18 protein-coding genes are annotated in these 19,793 nt (G+C 64.3%); 11 read left to right on the top strand and 7 right to left on the bottom strand.

The genetic code is table 11. From position 1 onward, the window contains the following. Positions 1-198 precede the first annotated feature (198 nt). Both ACVWY1_RS06745 and ACVWY1_RS06740 read left to right on the top strand, forming a co-directional pair. Complete coding sequence (locus ACVWY1_RS06745) at positions 199-603, top strand: heme utilization protein (RefSeq protein ID WP_457378002.1); 405 nt, start codon at positions 199-201, stop codon at positions 601-603. Between the two features lie 118 nt (positions 604-721). Then, the gene (locus ACVWY1_RS06740; protein WP_277503036.1) at positions 722-1,327 is read left to right on the top strand and encodes a flavin reductase family protein; all 606 of its coding nucleotides are present in this window, start codon (positions 722-724) and stop codon (positions 1,325-1,327) included. Here ACVWY1_RS06740 and ACVWY1_RS06735 read toward each other — a convergent pair whose 3' ends face one another. After that, a complete protein-coding gene (locus tag ACVWY1_RS06735; RefSeq protein ID WP_277503035.1) occupies positions 1,328-1,561 on the bottom strand; it encodes a hypothetical protein in 234 nt (77 codons plus the stop codon). It lies immediately after the preceding gene. A gap of 42 nt (positions 1,562-1,603) precedes the next feature. Further along, positions 1,604-1,897, bottom strand: coding sequence for a putative quinol monooxygenase (locus ACVWY1_RS06730; protein ID WP_139669448.1), 294 nt, complete (start codon positions 1,895-1,897; stop codon positions 1,604-1,606). A 201-nt stretch (positions 1,898-2,098) separates the two neighbouring features. Between ACVWY1_RS06730 and ACVWY1_RS06725 the strand changes: the two genes are divergently transcribed. Beyond that, positions 2,099-3,019, top strand: a complete 921-nt coding sequence (locus ACVWY1_RS06725) for an AraC family transcriptional regulator (protein WP_457378001.1) — start codon at positions 2,099-2,101, stop codon at positions 3,017-3,019. 65 nt (positions 3,020-3,084) lie between these two features. Here ACVWY1_RS06725 and ACVWY1_RS06720 read toward each other — a convergent pair whose 3' ends face one another. After that, entirely contained in the window at positions 3,085-4,722 is a 1,638-nt protein-coding gene (locus ACVWY1_RS06720; RefSeq protein ID WP_457378040.1) for a 5-guanidino-2-oxopentanoate decarboxylase, read from the bottom strand. A gap of 112 nt (positions 4,723-4,834) precedes the next feature. Between ACVWY1_RS06720 and ACVWY1_RS06715 the strand changes: the two genes are divergently transcribed. Next, the gene (locus ACVWY1_RS06715; RefSeq protein WP_046856909.1) at positions 4,835-5,701 is read left to right on the top strand and encodes a LysR substrate-binding domain-containing protein; all 867 of its coding nucleotides are present in this window, start codon (positions 4,835-4,837) and stop codon (positions 5,699-5,701) included. Positions 5,702-5,743: 42 nt separating this feature from the next. On the opposite strand, the gene ACVWY1_RS06710 is transcribed toward ACVWY1_RS06715, so the two are convergent. Then, positions 5,744-6,358, bottom strand: a complete 615-nt coding sequence (locus ACVWY1_RS06710) for an NAD(P)-dependent oxidoreductase (protein ID WP_457378000.1) — start codon at positions 6,356-6,358, stop codon at positions 5,744-5,746. Positions 6,359-6,386: 28 nt separating this feature from the next. Next, complete coding sequence (locus ACVWY1_RS06705; protein WP_457377999.1) at positions 6,387-7,262, bottom strand: MBL fold metallo-hydrolase; 876 nt, start codon at positions 7,260-7,262, stop codon at positions 6,387-6,389. Positions 7,263-7,365: 103 nt separating this feature from the next. Here ACVWY1_RS06705 and ACVWY1_RS06700 point away from each other — a divergent pair, with 103 nt between their 5' ends. Then, on the top strand, positions 7,366-8,274 hold the full coding sequence (locus ACVWY1_RS06700) for a LysR family transcriptional regulator (protein WP_102682765.1): 909 nt from the start codon (positions 7,366-7,368) through the stop codon (positions 8,272-8,274). 76 nt (positions 8,275-8,350) lie between these two features. Continuing rightward, positions 8,351-8,524, top strand: coding sequence for a hypothetical protein (locus ACVWY1_RS06695; protein WP_173862428.1), 174 nt, complete (start codon positions 8,351-8,353; stop codon positions 8,522-8,524). 6 nt (positions 8,525-8,530) lie between these two features. Here ACVWY1_RS06695 and ACVWY1_RS06690 read toward each other — a convergent pair whose 3' ends face one another. Beyond that, positions 8,531-9,400 carry an isocitrate lyase/PEP mutase family protein gene (locus tag ACVWY1_RS06690; RefSeq protein ID WP_023630223.1) on the bottom strand — a complete coding sequence of 290 codons (870 nt, stop codon included), beginning with the start codon at positions 9,398-9,400 and terminating at the stop codon, positions 8,531-8,533. A 402-nt stretch (positions 9,401-9,802) separates the two neighbouring features. On the opposite strand from ACVWY1_RS06690, the gene ACVWY1_RS06685 reads away from it, so the two are divergent. Continuing rightward, positions 9,803-11,254: an MDR family MFS transporter gene (locus ACVWY1_RS06685; protein WP_457377998.1), complete on the top strand. Its 1,452-nt coding sequence runs from the start codon at positions 9,803-9,805 to the stop codon at positions 11,252-11,254. Positions 11,255-11,405: 151 nt separating this feature from the next. On the opposite strand, the gene ttgR is transcribed toward ACVWY1_RS06685, so the two are convergent. After that, positions 11,406-12,038 carry an efflux transport transcriptional regulator TtgR gene (ttgR, locus tag ACVWY1_RS06680; RefSeq protein WP_023630222.1) on the bottom strand — a complete coding sequence of 211 codons (633 nt, stop codon included), beginning with the start codon at positions 12,036-12,038 and terminating at the stop codon, positions 11,406-11,408. A 258-nt stretch (positions 12,039-12,296) separates the two neighbouring features. On the opposite strand from ttgR, the gene ttgA reads away from it, so the two are divergent. From ttgA to ACVWY1_RS06660, 4 genes are all read left to right on the top strand, one after another. Further along, positions 12,297-13,451, top strand: a complete 1,155-nt coding sequence (ttgA, locus tag ACVWY1_RS06675) for a toluene efflux RND transporter periplasmic adaptor subunit TtgA (protein WP_102682766.1) — start codon at positions 12,297-12,299, stop codon at positions 13,449-13,451. 3 nt (positions 13,452-13,454) lie between these two features. Next, a complete protein-coding gene (ttgB, locus tag ACVWY1_RS06670; protein ID WP_102682767.1) occupies positions 13,455-16,607 on the top strand; it encodes a multidrug efflux RND transporter permease subunit TtgB in 3,153 nt (1,050 codons plus the stop codon). Next, a complete protein-coding gene (locus tag ACVWY1_RS06665) occupies positions 16,604-18,049 on the top strand; it encodes an AdeC/AdeK/OprM family multidrug efflux complex outer membrane factor (protein WP_046856915.1) in 1,446 nt (481 codons plus the stop codon). The genes ttgB and ACVWY1_RS06665 overlap by 4 nt, the downstream gene beginning before the upstream one ends. A gap of 322 nt (positions 18,050-18,371) precedes the next feature. Further along, a complete protein-coding gene (locus ACVWY1_RS06660) occupies positions 18,372-19,625 on the top strand; it encodes an OprD family porin (protein ID WP_457377997.1) in 1,254 nt (417 codons plus the stop codon). Positions 19,626-19,793 lie beyond the last annotated feature (168 nt).

Here is a 19,793-nt window from a genome sequence, read left to right as displayed (position 1 = left end):
TCTGCGCTTTTCATTCTTGCGTTCCAGGGCTGATCGGCGAGCAGGGCGCCAGAAGACTGCATTGAAGGTCATTCACGCCCTAACCAATCTAATTATTAGATTTTTATCCATTATTTTTTGCGCTTTTTAATCAAATTTGCAGGCGTAATATTAAACCCATAGAAACAACAACCCCTGGCACTCATCGGAGCAACGACCATGAAAAACAAACTGATCCTTTCCCTCGCACTGTCGGTACTGGCTACTGGCGCCTTCGCCGAAGGCGGTTTTGATCGCACCAACGCCCACACCTTTGCCGCTGCACAGAGCCAGTCGGCCACCTACGCAGAAGATGGCTTTGATCGTACTGGCGGCCAGCGCTTCGCTGAAGACGGCTTCGACCGCACCGGCGGCCAGCGCTTCGCCGAAGATGGCTTCGACCGCACCGGCAGCCAGCGCTTTGCTGAAGACGGCTTCGACCGCACCGGCGGCCAGCGCTTCGCCGAAGATGGCTTCGACCGCACCAGCGGCCAGCGCTTCGCAGAGGATGGTTTCGACCGCACCAACGGCCAGCGCTTCGCAGAGGATGGTTTCGACCGCACCAACGGCCACCGCATCAGCTGATCACTGATGCGCGCTACCAGCCCGGCTTCGGCCGGGCTTGATCATTTGCAGTTGAGCCAAGCCTTGGCAAACTAGGCGCCTCGTCCCCCACCAGGAAGGGCCTCGCGGCCTTGCGCAGATGTACTACTACGAACCCGCCAAAGGCCACGGCCTGCCCCACGACCCATTCAACGCCATCGTCGGCCCACGGCCCATCGGCTGGATCTCCAGCCATGATCGCGAAGGCCGCCTGAACCTGGCGCCCTACAGCTTCTTCAACGCCTTCAACTACATCCCACCGATCATCGGTTTCTGCAGCGTCGGGCGCAAAGACAGCCTGAACAACATCGAGCAGACCGGCGAGTTCGTCTGGAACCTGGCTACCCGGCCGCTGGCCGAGCAGATGAACCAGAGCTGTGCAGCGGTGGCGGCAGATATCGACGAGTTCGCGCTCAGCGGCCTGACCCCGGCCCTGTCCAACGTGGTCAAGGTGCCACGCGTGGGCGAGAGCCCGGTGAGCTTCGAATGCAAGGTCAGCCAGATCGTCCAGCTCAAACGCACCGACCAGGAACTTGTCCCCAGCTGGCTGATCCTCGGAGAGGTAGTGGCGGTGCACATTGCCGAGCACCTGCTCAAGGACGGCATCTACGACACCGCCGCCGCCGAGCCGATCCTGCGTGGCGGCGGCCCGGCCGACTACTTTGCGCTGGGCGAGCTGTTCAAGATGGCCCGTCCACAGGTCTGATCAGAAGAGCAGTTCGCCTTCCTCGCCTACGCCCTGCAGGCGTTCGAGTTCAGCACAAGCGGCCGTGTCGGCCGCGATCGCCGACTGGAACACCTGCCCGTCGAGCACTTTGTGAAAGCGCGGCGCACCGCCCATGCCCAGGGCCTTCACGGCGATCGCCGCGTGGTAGCCGCCGCCTTGCACCGGGACCATCGCCGAGACCGCTTCGAAGTGGGGGAATTCTTTACGTGCCATGCTGCACTCCGCCTGAATGATGTAGGGGCGGCATTCTACACATCAGGCGAAGGTATGCAGGTCCAGGCTGCTGACCACCTGCGCCTGGACCAGCTCGCCGAACACCTCCAGGGTGGGCGAGGCGAAATAGCCGCTCATCGCCTGCTGGTCGCTCCAGCTGCCGCTGAGCAGCCACAGATCGGCATCGACCTGCGAACGCTGCACACTGAAGCTCAGGCAGCCGGGCGCCCGCAGCGACGGCTCCAGCAGGTCGCGCAGGCGCATGCCGAGTTCCGCCGAACGACCGTTGCTGGCGCGGATGAAAGCCAGGTGAGTGACCGGTTGAGACTGGGTCATGAACGATCTCCTTGAAGCGCTACGGACGGGAAAACAGGCTGCCAAGATTAGGGCCCCGCCCTCGCGCGACGTTAGGTCATTACTGCCGAGCGATTGCCTGATCCTGCCGTGCGACAGGATCAGGCAATCGAACGACAGCATTCGACTAGCGCCCGACATTGGCCATACCTATGCTGGCCCGGTCAGTAGAGGAACCACGCCATGACCACGCTCCCGCCACCCGACTCGACCCTTGAGCTGCAGCGCCAGGAACTGGCCGCGCTGATCCAGCGCCACGCCGGCCAGCCCCATGGCCCGGCGTCGGCCATCGAGGACCTTTACCTTACGTGCTACGAAGAGGAGATCCGCGGCATGCCCGCGCTGGCTCAACCGGCGTTGTGCATTCTTGCCCAAGGCAGCAAGACCCTGATCCTCGGCGACGAACATTACGCCTATGATCCGCTGCACTACATGGTGGTGTCGGTCACCCTGCCGATCAGCGGCGCCCTGCTCAAGGCCAGCCCCGAGCATCCCGCGCTGGGCTTGCGCCTGGACATCGACCCGGCGCAACTGAGCCAACTGATCGCCGAGAGCAGCCCGATGGTGGTGCCCAACCGGCCATCAGGTCTGGGCCTGTACGTGGAGAAAAGCGATCCGCAGCTTCTGGACGCGTTGATCCGCCTGATCAAACTGCTGGACTCGCCCCGCGACATTGCTATCCTCGCGCCGATGATCCGCCGGGAAATCTTCTACCGCCTGTTGCGCGGCCCCCAAGGTTACCGTCTGTACGAAATCGCCCTGGCCAACAGCCAGACCCATCGGGTCTGCCAGGCGATTACCTGGCTCAACAACCATTATCACCAGCCGTTGCGTATCGAAGACCTCGCCCGGGAAGTGAACCTCAGCGTCTCCACCTTGCATCACCGCTTCAAGTCGGTGACGTCGATGAGCCCCTTGCAATACCAGAAGCAACTGCGCCTGCAGGAAGCCCGACGCCTGATGTTCAACGAGGGGTTGGAGGCTGCCGTGGCCGGTTACCGGGTGGGCTACGAGAGCCCGTCCCAGTTCAGCCGAGAATACAGCCGGTTGTATGGCGCGCCGCCGATCCGCGACGTGGCAAGGTTGCGCGCCAGCGCCAACTGAAGGACCAGCCGCACCTGTGCAAGCCGGCATGCCTGTACACCCAGGGCACGGCCGTCGCAGCGCAATCAGCCTTGCACTGCCAACTGCCATTGCCCCTGATCCACCTGGATCAACGTCGGCCCCGGGCGCTCCACCGCCCGGCCCAGCGCCGCCTGCAACTGCGCCACGTCAGCCACCGACTCGGCATCGGCCCCCAACGCCCGCGCCACGCCGATGAAGTCCGGGGTGTGGATGTCCACACCGACCGGCTCGATCGCCCGGTTGACCATGTACTTCTTGATTTCCTCGTACCCCTGGTTGTTCCACAGCAGCACGATCAGCGGCACCTGCGCCTCGACTGCACTGGCCAGTTCGGGCAGGGTGAACTGCAGCCCGCCATCACCGATCAGGCATACCGTGGGCGCACGTGCCGCGCGCGCTTCGGCGCTGCCGAGCCAGGCGCCCATGGCCGCCGGCAACGCGTAGCCCAGCGTGCCGTAGCCGGTCGAGGCATTGAACCAGCGACGCGGTCGGGTCATGTCCAGGGTCAGGTTGCCGGTGTAGACCGGCTGGGTCGAATCGCCCACCAGCACGGCATCCGGCAGGGTTTCCAGGATGCTGTGCAGCAAACGGGTCTGGCTCAAGGTAGGCTGGTCCCAGGTGGCTGCGTTTTCCTGGCGCAGTCGGGCGGCCCGAGCAGCGCCCCAGTGACCATCACGCGATGGTTGCGCCTGCATGTGCAGGGCCACCAGCAGGGCCTCGGTCGCCTGTGCGGCATCGGCCACCAGGGCCAGTTCGGGCGGGTAGTTGCGCACCGTCTGGTCCGGGTCGATATCGATCCGCAGGAGGCTGCCGGGAATCTCGAAACCACCCTTGAACGTCACGTCGTAATCGGTCTCGGCCAGCTCGGTGCCGATGGCCAGCACTACGTCGGCCTCGGCCACCAGCGCACGGGTGGCCGGCAAAGTCTGGGTCGAGCCGATCTGCAGCGGATGGTTGGCCGGCAGCAGCCCCTTGGCATTGATCGTCAGCGCTACCGGCGCCTGCAGGTGCTCGGCCAGCCTGGCCAGCCCGGCGGCGGCGTCCAGGGCACCACCGCCGGCAAGGATCAACGGCCGGCGCGCCTTGGCCAGGCGCATGGCCATCTGCTGCACGGTCTGCGGCGCCGCGCCCGCCCGGGCGGTGCGCACCGGGCGGGCCGGTAGCAGGTGATCTGCGGGCTCCACCAGCACATCCAGCGGAATCTCGATATGCACCGGGCGCGGACGGCCACCGTCGAACACTGCGAAAGCGCGAGCCAACACCTCGGGCAGATCGTCGGCACTCATCAAGGTATGCGAAAACGCCGCCACCCCTGCCACCAGCCCGGCCTGGTTGGGCAGTTCGTGCAACTTGCCGCGCCCGCCACCCAACTGACTGCGCGACTGCACGCTGGAAATCACCAGCATCGGGATCGAGTCGGCATAGGCCTGGCCCATGGCGGTGGTGATGTTGGTCATGCCCGGGCCGGTGATGATGAAGCACACCCCAGGCTTGCCCCGGGTACGCGAGTAGCCATCGGCCATGAACCCGGCGCCCTGCTCGTGGCGCGGGGTGATGTGGCGGATCGAGGAGGCAGCCAGGCCGCGGTAGAGTTCCACGGTATGCACGCCGGGAATGCCGAAGACATGGTCGACACCATAGCCTTCGAGGAGTTTGACCAGCACTTCGCCACAGGTTGCCATCATCGAGTACCCGATTCTTGTTGAGACTGGTGCTCATGGAACCAAGTGCCGACTACCGCCACAATGCAAAAAAACACATACTAGCCATGACCTAATATCATGGCTTGTCACAATGAAACGCCTGCCGCCCCTCCCCGCCCTGCACACCTTCCTGGTGACCGCGCAGCACTGCAACTTCACCCGTGCCGCGCAACAGTTGCATATCACCCAGGGCGCGGTCAGCCGACAGATCGCCGGGCTCGAGGAACATCTGGGCTATGCGCTGTTCCAGCGCCAGGCCCGTGGCCTGGCCCTGACCCGCGAAGGACAGGACTGGCTGCCTCGGGTGCAGCAGGTCTTCGCCCTGATCGAGCAAGGCGTGCGCGAAGTCGGCGGGCGCAGTACGACGCTGCAGCTCAAGGCGCCGACCTGCGTGATGCGCTGGCTGCTGCCGCGGCTATTGGAATGGCAGGCGCTACGCCCGGATGTGCCGGTGGAATTGACCACCACGGTGCAGCATGGCGTGGATTTTCGCCGCGAGGGCTTCGATGCGGCCGTTGTGTATGGCGCGGTGCCGAACCATGGGCTGCAGGTACGCAAGCTGTTCGATGAACAACTGACACCAGTCTGCGCACCATCGCTATCTAGCGTCCCCTTGCAATTGCAGGACCTGGCGCGGCAGATGCTGCTGCACCCCTCTCGGGACGAGCACGACTGGCGGTTGTGGTTGCAGGCGGCCAATGCCGGCGTCGAACCCCAGGGACCGAAGCAGCACTTCGAGACACTGGACATGGCGATGGCCATGGCCTCCCAGGGGACCGGGATCGCCATCGGCGACTTTTCGCTGATTGGCGACGACCTGCGCGCCGGGCGTTTGTGCATGCCGTTCGAGCTGAAGGTGACGACCGGGAAGGGGTATTACCTGGTCAGCCCGTCGAAGAGCATGCCCACGGGGTTGGTCGAGTTGATGGAGTGGCTGCAGGCGCGTGCCCGCACATGACATCAATCGCGGGGCCCCGACTTGCCCCGCGATGCAGACGCCTCAGTAGCCGACCGTGAACCGTGCCCGCGAATGCGCCGGCTTCTCCAGCTCGTCGAGCATGGCGATGGCATAGTCAGCAAAGGTGATCCAGCTCTTGCCGTCGGCGCCGATCAGCAGGTGATCCTTGCCCAGGGTGTAGTGCCCGCTGCGCTGACCTTCGACGAACTCCGCCGACGGCGACAGGAAGGTCCAGTCCAGGGTCGGCTCCTGGCGCAGCGTATCGAGGAAGCGCACACCGGCATTGGCCTCGGCCTTGTAGGCTTCCGGGAAATCCGGGCTGTCGATCACCCGGTGCCCGGACGGCAGCAGCAGGCTGCCGGCGCCGCCCACCACCAGCAGGCGCTTGATCCCGGCACGCTTGACCGGCTCGATGATCGCGCCAGGCTCGATGGTCGAGAAATGCGCCGCGCTCAGCACCGCGTCACAGCCCGTCACCGCCGCCTGCAAGGCGGCACTGTCCTTGGCATCCAGCGCCTTGACCGTCACACCGTCACGGCCTTGCAACGCACTCGGATTGCGGGCGATGGCCACCACACTGTGACCCCGACGCAGGGCCTCTTCCAGCAACTGGCTGCCGGCGCGCCCGGTGGCGCCGATGATTGCGATCTTGCTCATGGGAAACACTCCAACAGGTTGAAAGGGGTTACCACTTCATCTCGCCCTTGGCGACCTTGGCGCCTAATTCAAGGGAGCTCTCGTCACCCAGGTTCGGGTAGCGCTGCTTCATCGCCGCGATCAGCGCGGCGGCATTGGCAGCCTTGGCGGTCTCGATGTCGAAATCACCAATGTAGCCGGCGGTAAAGCGCACCGCGTCCAGCGAACGGCTGCTGTCGCCCAGGTAATGCCCCGGGATCACCGTGCGCGGCGCGAGCTGTTCGATCTTCGCTAGGGTCTTCAGCCAGTCGGCGTGGGATTGAGCGGTCTGGGTGTCGGCCATCCACACATGGATGCCCTCGGAAACCACCACGCCACCGACCACTGCCTTGATCGAGGGAATCCACACGAAACTGCGGTCCGGCTGCGGACCGTCCAGGCCGACGACCTGCAGTGCCTGGCCTTCCAGTTCCAGGCGATCACCCTGCAATACCTGCGGTACAACCAGACGTGCCGGTTTGTCCGCGCCCATCTGCGGGCCCCAATAGGCCAGCTTGGCATCCATGGTCTTGCGGATATGCTCGACCGTGGCGGCCGAGGCGACTACGCGGGCCTTGGGGAACGCCTGGGTGATGGTGTCCAGGCCAAAGTAGAAGTCCGGGTCGCCATGGCTGACGTAGATGGTGGTCAGTTGCTTGCCGCTGGCACGCAGGCGCTCGACCACCTGCTCGGCCTGGGCCTTGCCGAACTGGGCGTCGACCAGGATGGCGTCGTGGGCGCCGCTGACGATCACCGAGCTGACCGGGAAGATCGCCGCGTGACCGGGGTTGTAGGCTTCCAGCTTGAGCGGTTCGGCAGCCATGGCCTGGCCGCCGAGGGTAAGGCAGGCCAGCAGCAGGCCGCGAAGGGGCGTGAAGAGAGACATTGCAAGATCCTGTGAGTGGGACGATGGGTGCAAGCTTAGTTGCCCGATCCAATACAAAAAATGCGATGCTTCGACATAGTTTGTTTCTAAAATCGGACAGATCATGGATCGGCTCAACGCCATGCGCGTATTCGTCACCGTCGTCGACCTGGGCAGCCAGTCGGCCGCCGCGGACCACCTGGAACTCTCCAGGCCCGTGGTATCCCGCTACCTGGCGGAGCTGGAGGACTGGGTCGGGGCACGCCTGATGCAACGCACCACCCGCAAGCTCAGCCTGACGGCGGCAGGCCTCGAGACCTTGCCACGTTGTCGGCAGATGCTGGAGCTGGCCGGCGACCTGCAAAGCGCCGTGCGCCAGCCGGACGACGCGCCCCGTGGCGAGCTGCGCATCAGCGTCAGCACCTCGTTCGGCCAAGCCCAGCTGGTGGATGCGCTGGCGGCCTACGTCAAACGCTACCCCGGGGTGAAGGTTGAGCTGCAGATGCTCGACCGCACCGTCAACCTGGTGGACGAGCGCATCGACCTGGCGATCCGCACCAGCAACGATGTCGACCCCAACCTCATCGCCCGGCGCCTGAGCGTGTGCCGCTCGGTGGTCTGCGCCAGCCCCGCCTACCTGCGCGAGCACGGTACGCCGGACCGGGTCGAGGCGTTGAGCCAGCACAACTGCCTGACCCACGCCTACTTCGGTCACAGCCTGTGGCATTTCGAGGTGGGCGGGCAGAGCGTCGCCGTGCCGGTGCAGGGCAACATCAGCGCCAACGAGGCCATGACCCTGCAGAAAGCCGCCCTGGCCCATGCCGGCATCGCCATGCTGCCCACCTACCAGGCAGCAGCCGCACTGCGCAGTGGCGAGCTGGTGCGATTGCTGCCGCAAGCCAAGCCGCGGGAACTTACCCTGAATGCGGTGTACACCTCGCGCAAGCACATGCCGGCGACATTGCGCAGCATGCTGGACTTTCTCGCGCAGCGGTTTGGCGACGAACCGGAGTGGGACAAGGGGTTGAGCTGAGTCAAGACGGTGCAGATACGCGCATTGGGCCTATGCTTGAAGGTATCACCTGTTGCATCAACAGGAGGTCTGCACCATGAGTATCAAATCCAGGCGTTGCGCCCTCGTCTTCGCCCTGCTCGCGGTAGCCGGGCTCTACGGCTCGGCCTGCTGGCGGGTGGAGCTGCTGCGCAGCCAGCCCAACACGGCCAACAGTTGCGTCCATGAGCATTGCGTTCCCCACAGCGCCACGCTGAGCGCCGTCAGGTAGGTCGGATCACTCCTCGACGCTCATGTACTCTTTCGCCCAGCGAATGTAGTCCTCGGGCTGGGTGTAGGTGTGCGAAAGCTCGGTGGCACCGAGGCTGTCCGACTTGTGCTGCAGGCCACGCTGCTGACGCAGGCAGTCGTAGGTGGCCTTGATCGCGGCGAAGTAGGCGGCATGGCCGTCAACCACGATACGCACGCCCAGGCGCGCCAGGCGCTCGTCGTCGCGCAGGTTCGGGTTGGCGTAGGTCACCAGCATCAACGGCACGCTCAGGTGCTCGGCAATCTGTTCAAGCTGCTCGAAGTCCTTGACCCCCACCATGCAGATACCATCGGCGCCCGCCTTCTGGTAGCTCTGGGTGCGCACGATGATTTCCTCGGTGGTCAGCACGCCGGCATTGGTGCGCGCAATGATCGCCAGGGCCGAATCGACCCGCGCCTCCAGTGCCGCGCGGATCTTGCCCACGCCCTCCTCCACCGAGATCAGGTCGGTGGACTTGCGACCGAACTGGGCCGGCAGCAAGGTATCCTCGATGGTCAGCGCGGCAACGCCAGCGCGTTCCAGTTCGATCACCGTGCGCATCACGTTGAGCGCATTGCCGTAGCCGTGGTCGGCATCGGCAAGCACCGGCAACTGGGCGACACGGCCGATACGGGTAGCCTGCTCGACAAACTCGCTCAGGGTGATCAGGGCGAAGTCCGGCGCGGCCAGGACCTGCAGCGAGGCGACCGAACCACCCAGAATGCCGACTTCAAAACCAAGGTCGGCGGCAATACGGGCTGACATCGGGTCGAAGACCGACGCGGTGTGATAGCACGAACCTGAAGCAAGCAGTTCGCGGAAGGCAAAACGCAGATCGTGGTGGGAAGCCTTGGGCATGATCACTCCGCTTGTAATGAGAAATGGTGAACGGCTGACAACCGACCCCTGTATCGGGTCTACCTGACTGCTCCAACCGTCGCCATCAGGGCGGTCATGCTCGACATGCAGGCAGAGGAATAGAAGGCGTGGACATACAGCGACGCGAAACCTGTGGAAAATAGTTGCACCAAGCTGGTGCAGGCCACGGATTTCAGCCTCTGCGGCCCTGCCACGATATCACGCGGCCATGCAGCGCTGGATGAATGCGCCAATGCCGATCTTGCATAGGGGATGCACGGAGTACATAGGTAGCTATGTAACTCAGGGTACAATGCCCCTCCACGAATGAGCCCATCACGGAGCAAGCCCGCTCCCTCGATGCCTCGCGATCGCGCCAGCTCTGACCACAAGGTATCCACCGTGACCGCCGCCCTGCCCCCCACCGTTCTGCGCAGCGTTCTTACCGCCCTGATGCTGGCGATCTTCCTCGGTGCCCTCGACCAGACCATCGTCGCCGTGTCGCTGCCGGCGATCTCCGCCCAGTTCGACGATGTCGGCCTGCTGGCCTGGGTCATCTCTGGCTACATGGTCGCCATGACCATCGCCGTGCCGATCTACGGCAAGCTTGGTGACCTTTATGGGCGGCGGCGCATGATCCTCACCGGCACCGCCCTGTTCACCCTGGCCTCGGTGGCCTGCGGCCTGGCCCAGGACATGCCGCAACTGGTGCTGGCGCGGGTGCTCCAGGGTATCGGTGCGGGTGGCATGGTGTCGGTCAGCCAGGCAATCATCGGCGACTTCGTGCCACCTCGTGAACGCGGCCGCTACCAGGGCTATTTCAGCAGCATGTATGCCCTGGCCAGCGTCGCCGGGCCGGTGCTGGGCGGCTGGCTGACCGAGTACCTGTCCTGGCGCTGGGTGTTCTGGATCAACCTGCCGCTGGGGCTGATCGCGCTGTGGGTGATCCACCGGGCGCTGGACGGGTTGCCGGTCAAGCATCGCCAGGCACAGGTCGACTACCTCGGCGCGGCGCTGATGATCCTCGGTCTGGGTAGCCTGCTGCTGGGCATCACCCTGGTCGGCCAGGGGCATGCCTGGCGGTCGTCCGAGGTCCTGGCGTTGCTGGCCTGCGCACTGCTGGGGCTGGCGGCGTTCATAGTCCACGAGCGGCGCTGTCGCGAGCCACTGTTGCCTCTGGGCCTGTTCGGCAACCGGGTCGCGGTGCTGTGCTGGTGCGTGATCTTCTTTGCCAGCTTCCAGTCAATCTCGTTGACCATGCTGATGCCCCTGCGCTACCAGGGCATCACCGGTGCCGGCGCCGACAGCGCGGCGCTGCACTTGCTGCCGCTGGCCATGGGGCTGCCAATCGGCGCCTTTACCGGTGGACGCATGACCAGCCGCACCGGGCGCTTCAAGCCACAGATCCTCACAGGCGCGCTGTTGATGCCAATGGCCATCGCAGCCATGGCACTGACGCCGCCGCAAGCCTGGTTACAGAGCGCACTGTTCATGCTGCTGACAGGCATTGCCTGCGGCCTGCAATTTCCCACCTCGCTGGTGGGCACGCAAAGCGCGGTGGACAGCCAGGACATCGGCGTGGCGACCAGCACCACCAACCTGTTCCGCTCGCTGGGCGGGGCGATGGGGGTGGCGTGCATGTCCAGCCTGTTGCTGGCGTGGTTGCACCAGGGTGGCTTCGAAGTGCTGGGCAACCCGCTGCTGGGCAGCCTCAAGGCGGGCGAGGCGGATCCGCACACCCAGGCGCGTTTGCTGGAAACCTTCCGCGACCTGTTGCTGGTCAGTGCCGGGGCTTCGCTGATCGGCCTGTTGGCGGCGCTGGCCTTGCCGGACAGACAGTTGCGCGGGCGCTGAAAGGCGTGGGAGCGGGCTTGCCCCGCGATAGCGTCCGCCCAGGCGACATCACGGCCTGAAGGTTGTCATTGCCGGGCAAGACCGCTTCCAGGTTATTAATCCTGCGTTAACCGAAAAGGGATAACACTTCCTCACAATCGTTAACAAAGTGTCATTTGCGCAAGCCAGGGCTCAAGCGCAGCATATCCAGCCCGGTGTCGACCCATTTCTCGACATCGCCCAACAGGTCGAAGCTTTCCGGCAGCAGCAGCCAGCGGCCGATCAGGCCATCCACATAGGCAAACATGGCCACCGCAGCCCGGTCGATCTCGAGCTCGGCAGGCAACTGGCCGCGGCGTACGGCATTACCCAAGGCCAGGGCAATGCTTTGATGACAGTCCAGCACCGCGCCCTGACGCTGCTGGCGAATCTCACACATGTCGTCGGTGAATTCGCACTTGTGATGCAGGATTTCGTTGATACGCCGGGTTCGGGCATCGAGCACCAACTCGTTGAACACTTGCAGCAACAGCTTGCGCATGCAGCCGAGCGGGTCGAGTTCATCCTCGCTTTCACTGGCGCGGGCCAGGTGGTCATGGGTCTCGTGCAGGCTGTCGAGCAGCGCCTGCACCAACTCGGCCTTGTTGCTGAAGTGCCAGTAGATCGCCCCGCGAGTGACGCCGGCGAGCTCAGCGATGTCGGCCAGGGTGGTACGCGCTACCCCGCGCTTGTAGAAGGCCTTCTCCGCCGCCTCGATGATCTGGGCGCGGGTTTCCTGGGCTTCTTCTTTGGTTCGACGGACCATGGCAGTACAACCTCATCAGGCCCCGCGCGCTCAATCTGGCGGGCGGGAATCAGGCCGGGGCAGGCTCTTTCAGGGCCGCTCCCGGGTGGATTTGGGCGATAGACGGTGGTCACCCACGACGCACCGGCACTATTTACAAACAACCATGAATGTAAGTATATTCCTTAGCAAGCTATTTATCCACCGGATAGCGTTTTTCTGACCAAGCACTTCCACTATATTCTTGAGCTCCCCTGCTCCTGCGACCCGAGGATCCTCATGCAATTCAAGCCAGCCGTAACCGCCCTGGTTTCCGCCGTGGCCCTGGCAACCCTGCTCAGTGGCTGTAAGAAAGAGGAAGCAGCGCCTGCGCCGCAGGCTCCTCAGGTCGGCGTCGTGACCGTACAACCGCAAGCCTTCACCCTGACCTCGGAACTGCCGGGGCGCACCAGCGCCTACCGTGTGGCCGAGGTCCGCCCACAGGTGAACGGCATCATTCTCAAGCGCCTGTTCAAGGAAGGCAGCGACGTCAAGGAAGGGCAACAGCTCTACCAGATCGACCCAGCCGTCTACGAGGCGAACCTGGCCAACGCCCAGGCCAACCTGCAGGCTACCCGCTCGCTGGCCGAGCGTTACAAGCAACTGATCGACGAGCAGGCCGTCTCCAAGCAGGAATACGATGACGCCAATGCCAAACGATTGCAGGCCGAGGCATCGCTCAAGAGCGCCCAGATCGACTTGCGCTACACCAAGGTGCTGGCCCCGATCAGTGGCCGCGTCGGCCGCTCTTCGGTCACCGAAGGTGCCCTGGTGAACAATGGCCAGACCAACGCCATGGCCACCATCCAGCAGCTCGACCCGATCTACGTCGACGTTACCCAGTCCACCGCCGAGCTGCTCAAGCTGCGCCGTGACCTGGAAAGCGGCCAGTTGCAGAAGGCCGGCGACAATGCCGCCCAGGTTCAGCTGGTGCTGGAAGACGGCAGCCTGTTCAAGCAGCAGGGCCGCCTGGAGTTCTCCGAAGTCGCGGTCGACGAGACCACCGGTTCCGTCACTCTGCGCGCGATCTTCCCCAACCCCGACCACACCCTGCTGCCCGGCATGTTCGTGCATGCGCGGCTCAAGGCCGGCGTCAACGCCAACGCCATCCTGGCCCCGCAACAGGGCGTGACCCGTGACCTCAAGGGTGCGCCGACCGCGCTGGTGGTCAACCAGGAGAACAAGGTCGAACTGCGCCAGCTCAAGGCCAGCCGCACCCTGGGCAGTGACTGGCTGATCGAGGAAGGCCTGAACCCGGGCGACCGTCTGATCACCGAAGGGCTGCAGTTCGTGCGACCAGGCGTCGAGGTCAAGGTCAGCGAAGCCACCAACGTCAAGAAGCCGGCCAGCGCTGCTCAGGCCAACACGGCCAAAGCTGACGCCAAAGCGGAGTAAACCATGTCGAAGTTCTTTATCGATCGCCCGATCTTCGCCTGGGTGATCGCCCTGGTGATCATGCTGGTCGGCGCCCTGTCGATCCTGAAGCTGCCGATCAACCAGTACCCGAGCATCGCCCCGCCGGCCATCGCCATCTCCGTGACCTACCCGGGCGCCTCGGCGCAGACCGTGCAGGACACCGTGGTGCAGGTGATCGAGCAGCAGCTCAACGGGATCGACAACCTGCGTTATGTGTCGTCGGAAAGTAACTCCGACGGCAGCATGACCATCACCGCCACCTTCGAGCAGGGCACCAACTCGGACACCGCGCAGGTCCAGGTACAGAACAAGCTGAACCTGGCCACCCCGCTGTTGCCGCAGGAAGTGCAGCAGCAAGGTATCCGCGTCACCAAGGCAGTGAAGAACTTCCTGCTGGTGATCGGCCTGGTGTCCGAAGACGGCAGCATGACCAAGGACGACCTGGCCAACTACATCGTCTCCAACATGCAGGACCCGATCTCGCGGACCGCAGGCGTGGGCGACTTCCAGGTGTTCGGTGCGCAGTACGCCATGCGTATCTGGCTGGATCCGGCCAAGCTGAACAAGTTCCAGCTGACCCCGGTCGACGTGCGCACCGCGGTCGCCGCGCAGAACGTGCAGGTATCCTCCGGCCAGCTCGGCGGCCTGCCGGCGCTGCCAGGTACCCAGCTCAACGCCACTATCATCGGCAAGACCCGCCTGCAGACCGCCGAGCAGTTCGAGAAGATCCTGCTCAAGGTCAATGCCGACGGTTCCCAGGTACGCCTGGGCGACGTGGCCCAGGTCGGCCTGGGCGGCGAAAACTACGCCATCAGCGCCCAGTACAACGGCAAGCCGGCCTCGGGCCTGGCGGTCAAGCTGGCCACCGGCGCCAACGCCCTGGATACCGCCAAGGCGCTGCGCACGACCATCAGCGGCCTCGAGCCATTCTTCCCACCGGGGGTGAAGGCGGTGTTCCCGTATGACACCACCCCGGTGGTCACCGAATCGATCAGCGGGGTAATCCACACCCTGATCGAAGCGGTGGTCCTGGTGTTCCTGGTGATGTACCTGTTCCTGCAGAACTTCCGCGCCACCATCATCACCACCATGACCGTACCGGTGGTATTGCTGGGTACCTTCGGCATCCTCGCCGCCGCCGGCTTCAGCATCAACACCCTGACCATGTTCGCCATGGTCCTGGCCATCGGCCTGCTGGTGGACGATGCCATCGTCGTGGTGGAGAACGTCGAGCGGGTGATGTCCGAGGAAGGACTGCCGCCCAAGGAGGCGACCAAGCGCTCCATGGAGCAGATCCAGGGCGCCCTGGTGGGTATCGCCCTGGTATTGTCGGCGGTACTGCTGCCGATGGCCTTCTTCGGCGGTTCCACCGGTGTGATCTATCGCCAGTTCTCCATCACCATCGTCTCGGCCATGGGCCTGTCGGTGCTGGTCGCGCTGATCTTCACCCCGGCCTTGTGCGCCACCATGCTCAAGCCATTGAAGAAGGGCGAGCACCATGTGGCCAAGCGCGGCTTCTTCGGCTGGTTCAACCGCAATTTCGACCGCAGCGTCGTCGGCTATGAGCGGAGCGTCGGCACCATCCTGCGCAACAAGATCCCGTTCCTGCTGGCCTACGCGCTGATCGTGGTTGGCATGATCTGGCTGTTCGCGCGCATTCCGACCGCATTCCTGCCAGAGGAAGACCAGGGCGTGCTGTTCGCCCAGGTACAGACCCCGGCCGGTTCCAGTGCCGAGCGCACCCAGGTGGTGGTCGACCAGATGCGCGAGTACCTGCTCGACAAGGAAGCCGATACCGTGGCATCCGTGTTCACCGTCAACGGCTTCAACTTCGCCGGCCGCGGCCAGAGCTCGGGCATGGCATTCATCATGCTCAAGCCTTGGGGCGAGCGCTCGAAGGAGAACAGCGTGTTCGCTCTCGCCCAGCGCGCGCAGATGCACTTCTTCAGCTTCCGCGACGCGATGGTGTTCGCCTTCGCCCCGCCAGCGGTGCTTGAACTGGGTAACGCCACCGGCTTCGACGTGTTCCTCCAGGACCGCGCCGGGGTCGGCCATGCAAAACTGATGGAAGCACGCAACCAGTTCCTGGCCAAGGCCGCGCAGAGCAAGATCCTCAGCGCCGTGCGTCCGAACGGCCTGAACGACGAGCCGCAGTACCAGCTGACCATCGACGACGAACGCGCCAGTGCTCTGGGCGTGACCATCGCCGACATCAACAACACCTTGTCGATCGCCTTGGGCGGTAGCTACGTCAACGACTTCATCGACCGTGGCCGGGTCAAGAAGGTCTACATCCAGGGTGCGCCAAACGCCCGGATGAGCCCGGAAGACCTGCAGAAGTGGTACGTGCGCAACGGCAAGGGCGAGATGGTGCCGTTCTCCTCCTTCGCCAAGGGCGAATGGAGCTATGGCTCGCCGAAGCTGTCGCGCTACAACGGCGTGGAAGCGGTCGAGATCCTCGGTACCCCGGCGCCGGGCTACAGTACCGGTGAGGCCATGGCCGAAGTCGAGCGCATCGCCGGCGAACTGCCAACCGGCATCGGCTTCTCCTGGACCGGCATGTCCTACGAGGAAAAACTCTCCGGCTCGCAAATGCCGGCGCTGTTCGCCCTCTCGGTGCTGTTCGTGTTCCTCTGCCTGGCGGCGCTGTACGAAAGCTGGTCGATCCCGATCGCGGTCGTGCTGGTGGTGCCATTGGGTATCATCGGTGCCCTACTCGCCACCAGCCTGCGCGGCTTGTCCAACGACGTGTACTTCCTGGTCGGCCTGCTGACCACCATCGGCCTGGCGGCGAAGAACGCCATCCTGATCGTCGAGTTCGCCAAAGAGCTGCACGAACAGGGCAAAAGCCTGTACGACGCAGCCATCGAGGCCTGCCGCATGCGTCTGCGCCCGATCATCATGACCTCGCTGGCGTTCATCCTCGGCGTGGTACCGTTGACCATCGCCAGCGGCGCTGGTGCCGGTAGCCAGCACGCCATCGGCACCGGTGTGATCGGCGGCATGATCAGCGCCACCGTGCTGGCCATCTTCTGGGTACCGCTATTCTTCGTCGCAGTGTCGTCGCTGTTCGGCAGCAAAGAGCCGAAAGAACACGCCACCCCTGAAACTCCACGTTATGAGGCTGGGCAATGACCAAGTCTTTGTTGTCCCTGGCGGTAACCGCCTTCATCCTCGGCGGTTGCTCGCTGATCCCCGACTACCAGACGCCCGAGGCGCCGGTGGCCGCGCAGTGGCCGCAAGGCCCTGCGTACTCGCCGACCCAATCGGCCGACGTCGCCGCGGCCGAACAGGGCTGGCGCCAGTTCTTCCACGACCCGGCGCTGCAGCAACTGATCCAGACGTCGCTGGAAAACAACCGCGACCTGCGGGTCGCGGCGCTGAACATCGACGCCTACCGCGCGCAGTACCGCATCCAGCGCGCCGACCTGCTGCCGGCGGTTTCCGCCAATGGCAGCGGCAGCCGCCAGCGGATGCCGGCGAACATGTCGCAGACCGGCGAATCCACCATCAGCAGCCAGTACTCGGCCACCCTGGGTGTCAGCGCCTATGAGCTGGACCTGTTCGGCCGGGTGCGCAGCCTGACCCAGCAGGCCTTGGAAACCTACCTGTCCAGCGAACAGGCGCGCCGCTCCACGCAGATCAGCCTGGTGGCCAGCGTGGCCAACGCCTACTACACCTGGCAGGCCGACCAGGCGCTGCTGAAGCTGACCGAGGAAACGCTCAAGACGTACGAAGAGAGCTACAACCTCACCCGCCGCAGCAATGAGGTGGGTGTCGCCTCGGCATTGGACCTGAGCCAGGCGCGCACTGCCGTCGAAGGCGCACGCGTCAAGCTGTCGCAGTACCAGCGCCTGGTCGCCCAGGACCTGAACAGCCTCACCGTGCTGGTAGGTACCGGCGTGCCGGCCAACCTGCCCAAGCCGCTGGAGCTCAATGCCGACCAGCTGGCCGAAGTGCCGGCCGGCCTGCCGTCCGACATCCTGCAGCGCCGCCCCGACATCCAGGAGGCCGAGCACCTGCTCAAGGCCGCCAACGCCAACATCGGCGCGGCGCGGGCCGCGTTCTTCCCGAGCATCAGCCTGACCGCCAACGCCGGCACCCTGAGCCCGGACATGGGCGGGCTGTTCAAGGGCGGTTCGGGCACCTGGCTGTTCCAGCCGCAGATCAACCTGCCGATCTTCAACGCAGGCAGCCTGCGGGCCAGCCTGGACTACTCGAAGATCCAGAAGGACATCAACGTCGCCAAGTACGAAAAGACCATCCAGACCGCCTTCCAGGAAGTCGCCGATGGCCTGGCCGCACGCAAGACGTTCGAAGAGCAGCTGCAGGCCCAGCGTGACCTGGTGGCCGCCAACCAGGACTACTACCGCCTGGCCGAGCGCCGCTACCGCATCGGTATCGACAGCAACCTGACCTTCCTCGATGCCCAGCGCAACCTGTTCAGCGCCCAGCAGTCGCTGATCGGTGATCGCCTGTCGCAGCTGGTCAGCGAGGTCAACCTGTACAAGGCCCTCGGCGGCGGCTGGTACGAGCAGACCCAGCAGCAAGCCTCGATCCAGACACCGAAAGGCTGACTGGACCGGTAACGGCACCAAGCCCACCCTCGCGGTGGGCTTTTTGTTGCCCGTACAGGCCTCATCGCGGGGCAAGCCCGCTCCCACGTTGCTCTTCAACCTGGGGAATCGCGTGGGAGCGGGCTTGCCCCCCGCGATGCCAGTCGATCAACATTACGTTCGATAATCGCCCCGTTCCGCGATCCACGAATTGCCTAGCCCCCACCCTCCCCCGCACCATCGCCTGCGCAACGTTGCACAAGTTCTCTCTAAAGATGCCTACCCCTGCGGCCGCACCCGCAGCGGCCCGGCTCGCCCAATAAAAACAAGAGATCCACGACAGATGAGCACTTTGCAACCCGCACGCCAGCTGCTGCCCGGCCTGTTGGCCCTGTCCTGCGCCCTGCCCGGCGTGGCCGCCGAAGGTGGCTTCCTGGACGACGCCAAGGCCAGCCTCAACCTGCGCAACTTCTACATCAACCGCAACTTCGTCGACCCGGCCAACCCCCAGGGCAAGGCCGAGGAATGGACCCAGAGCTTGATTCTCGACGCCCGCTCCGGCTTCACCCAGGGCACCGTCGGTTTCGGCATCGATGTGCTGGGGCTGTACTCGGTCAAGCTCGATGGCGGCAAGGGCACGGCCGGCACCCACCTGCTGCCGGTGCATGACGATGGTCGCCCGGCGGATGATTTCGGCCGCCTGGGGGTAGCGTTCAAGGCGCGCCTGTCGCAGACCGAACTCAAAGTTGGCGAGTGGATGCCGGTGCTGCCGATCCTGCGTTCGGACGATGGCCGCTCGCTGCCGCAGACGTTCCGCGGCGGTCAGCTCACCTCGAAGGAGATCGACGGCCTGACCCTGTACGCCGGCCAGTTCCGCGGCAACAGCCCGCGCAACGATGCGAGCATGGAAGACATGTTCATGCAGGGGCGCGCCGGTATCACCTCCGACCGCTTCAACTTCGCCGGCGGCGAATACAGCTTCAACGACAAACGCACGATGGTCGGCCTGTGGGATGCCCGGCTAAAAGACATTTATCGCCAGCAGTATCTGAACCTGGTGCACAGCCAGCCGTTGGGCGACTGGACCTTGGGCGCCAATCTGGGCTACTTCCTCGGCAAGGAGGATGGCAGCGCCCGCGCCGGCGACCTGGACAACCGCACCGTCTCGGCCATGCTCTCGGCGCGATATCAAGGCCACACCTTCTATATCGGCCTGCAGAAGATCAGTGGCGATGACGCCTGGATGCGCGTCAACGGCACCAGTGGCGGCACGCTGGCCAACGACAGTTACAACGCCAGCTTCGACAATGCCAAGGAGCGCTCCTGGCAACTGCGTCACGACTTCAATTTCGTCACCGTCGGCATCCCCGGCCTGACCTTGATGAACCGCTACATCAAAGGCGACAACGTGCATGCCGGAGGGGTGGACGATGGCAAGGAGTGGGCCCGGGAGACCGAGCTGGCCTACGTGGTGCAGGCCGGGACCTTCAAGGACCTGTCGGTGAAGTGGCGCAATTCGACCATGCGCAGGGATTTCAGCAGCAACGCGTTCGATGAGAACCGCCTGATTGTCAGCTATCCGTTCAATCTCCTTTGAGGCCATCGCGGGGCAAGCCCGCTCACGCCTGCACAATGCAGGAGCGGCGTGGGCTTGCCCGCGATGGGACCTGCCGTCCGGCAAATAACCAGAAGACATATCCAAATCAAATAACATTCTTTGACGCTATATGTAACAAGCCGCTAAAACCAAGCTCTGATCCCGCAC

The organism is Pseudomonas sp. TE6288, from assembly GCF_054062095.1.
Note: the sequence above shows the minus strand (reverse complement) of the source record. Positions and strands in the feature narration are given on the sequence as shown.

Bases quoted from the DNA above. Each gene is read 5' to 3' on its own strand.
- ttgR (WP_023630222.1), bottom strand. From the start codon at position 12,038: ATGGTCCGTCGAACCAAAGAAGAAGCCCAGGAAACCCGCGCCCAGATC.
- ACVWY1_RS06705 (WP_457377999.1), bottom strand. From the start codon at position 7,262: ATGTCTCTCTTCACGCCCCTTCGCGGCCTGCTGCTGGCCTGCCTTACC.
- ttgB (WP_102682767.1), top strand. From the start codon at position 13,455: ATGTCGAAGTTCTTTATCGATCGCCCGATCTTCGCCTGGGTGATCGCC.
- ACVWY1_RS06700 (WP_102682765.1), top strand. From the start codon at position 7,366: ATGGATCGGCTCAACGCCATGCGCGTATTCGTCACCGTCGTCGACCTG.
- ACVWY1_RS06690 (WP_023630223.1), bottom strand. From the start codon at position 9,400: ATGCCCAAGGCTTCCCACCACGATCTGCGTTTTGCCTTCCGCGAACTG.
- ACVWY1_RS06730 (WP_139669448.1), bottom strand. From the start codon at position 1,897: ATGACCCAGTCTCAACCGGTCACTCACCTGGCTTTCATCCGCGCCAGC.
- ACVWY1_RS06735 (WP_277503035.1), bottom strand. From the start codon at position 1,561: ATGGCACGTAAAGAATTCCCCCACTTCGAAGCGGTCTCGGCGATGGTC.
- ACVWY1_RS06725 (WP_457378001.1), top strand. From the start codon at position 2,099: ATGACCACGCTCCCGCCACCCGACTCGACCCTTGAGCTGCAGCGCCAG.
- ACVWY1_RS06745 (WP_457378002.1), top strand. From the start codon at position 199: ATGAAAAACAAACTGATCCTTTCCCTCGCACTGTCGGTACTGGCTACT.
- ACVWY1_RS06715 (WP_046856909.1), top strand. From the start codon at position 4,835: ATGAAACGCCTGCCGCCCCTCCCCGCCCTGCACACCTTCCTGGTGACC.
- ACVWY1_RS06720 (WP_457378040.1), bottom strand. From the start codon at position 4,722: ATGGCAACCTGTGGCGAAGTGCTGGTCAAACTCCTCGAAGGCTATGGT.
- ACVWY1_RS06660 (WP_457377997.1), top strand. From the start codon at position 18,372: ATGAGCACTTTGCAACCCGCACGCCAGCTGCTGCCCGGCCTGTTGGCC.
- ACVWY1_RS06740 (WP_277503036.1), top strand. From the start codon at position 722: ATGTACTACTACGAACCCGCCAAAGGCCACGGCCTGCCCCACGACCCA.
- ACVWY1_RS06695 (WP_173862428.1), top strand. From the start codon at position 8,351: ATGAGTATCAAATCCAGGCGTTGCGCCCTCGTCTTCGCCCTGCTCGCG.
- ACVWY1_RS06710 (WP_457378000.1), bottom strand. From the start codon at position 6,358: ATGAGCAAGATCGCAATCATCGGCGCCACCGGGCGCGCCGGCAGCCAG.
- ttgA (WP_102682766.1), top strand. From the start codon at position 12,297: ATGCAATTCAAGCCAGCCGTAACCGCCCTGGTTTCCGCCGTGGCCCTG.
- ACVWY1_RS06665 (WP_046856915.1), top strand. From the start codon at position 16,604: ATGACCAAGTCTTTGTTGTCCCTGGCGGTAACCGCCTTCATCCTCGGC.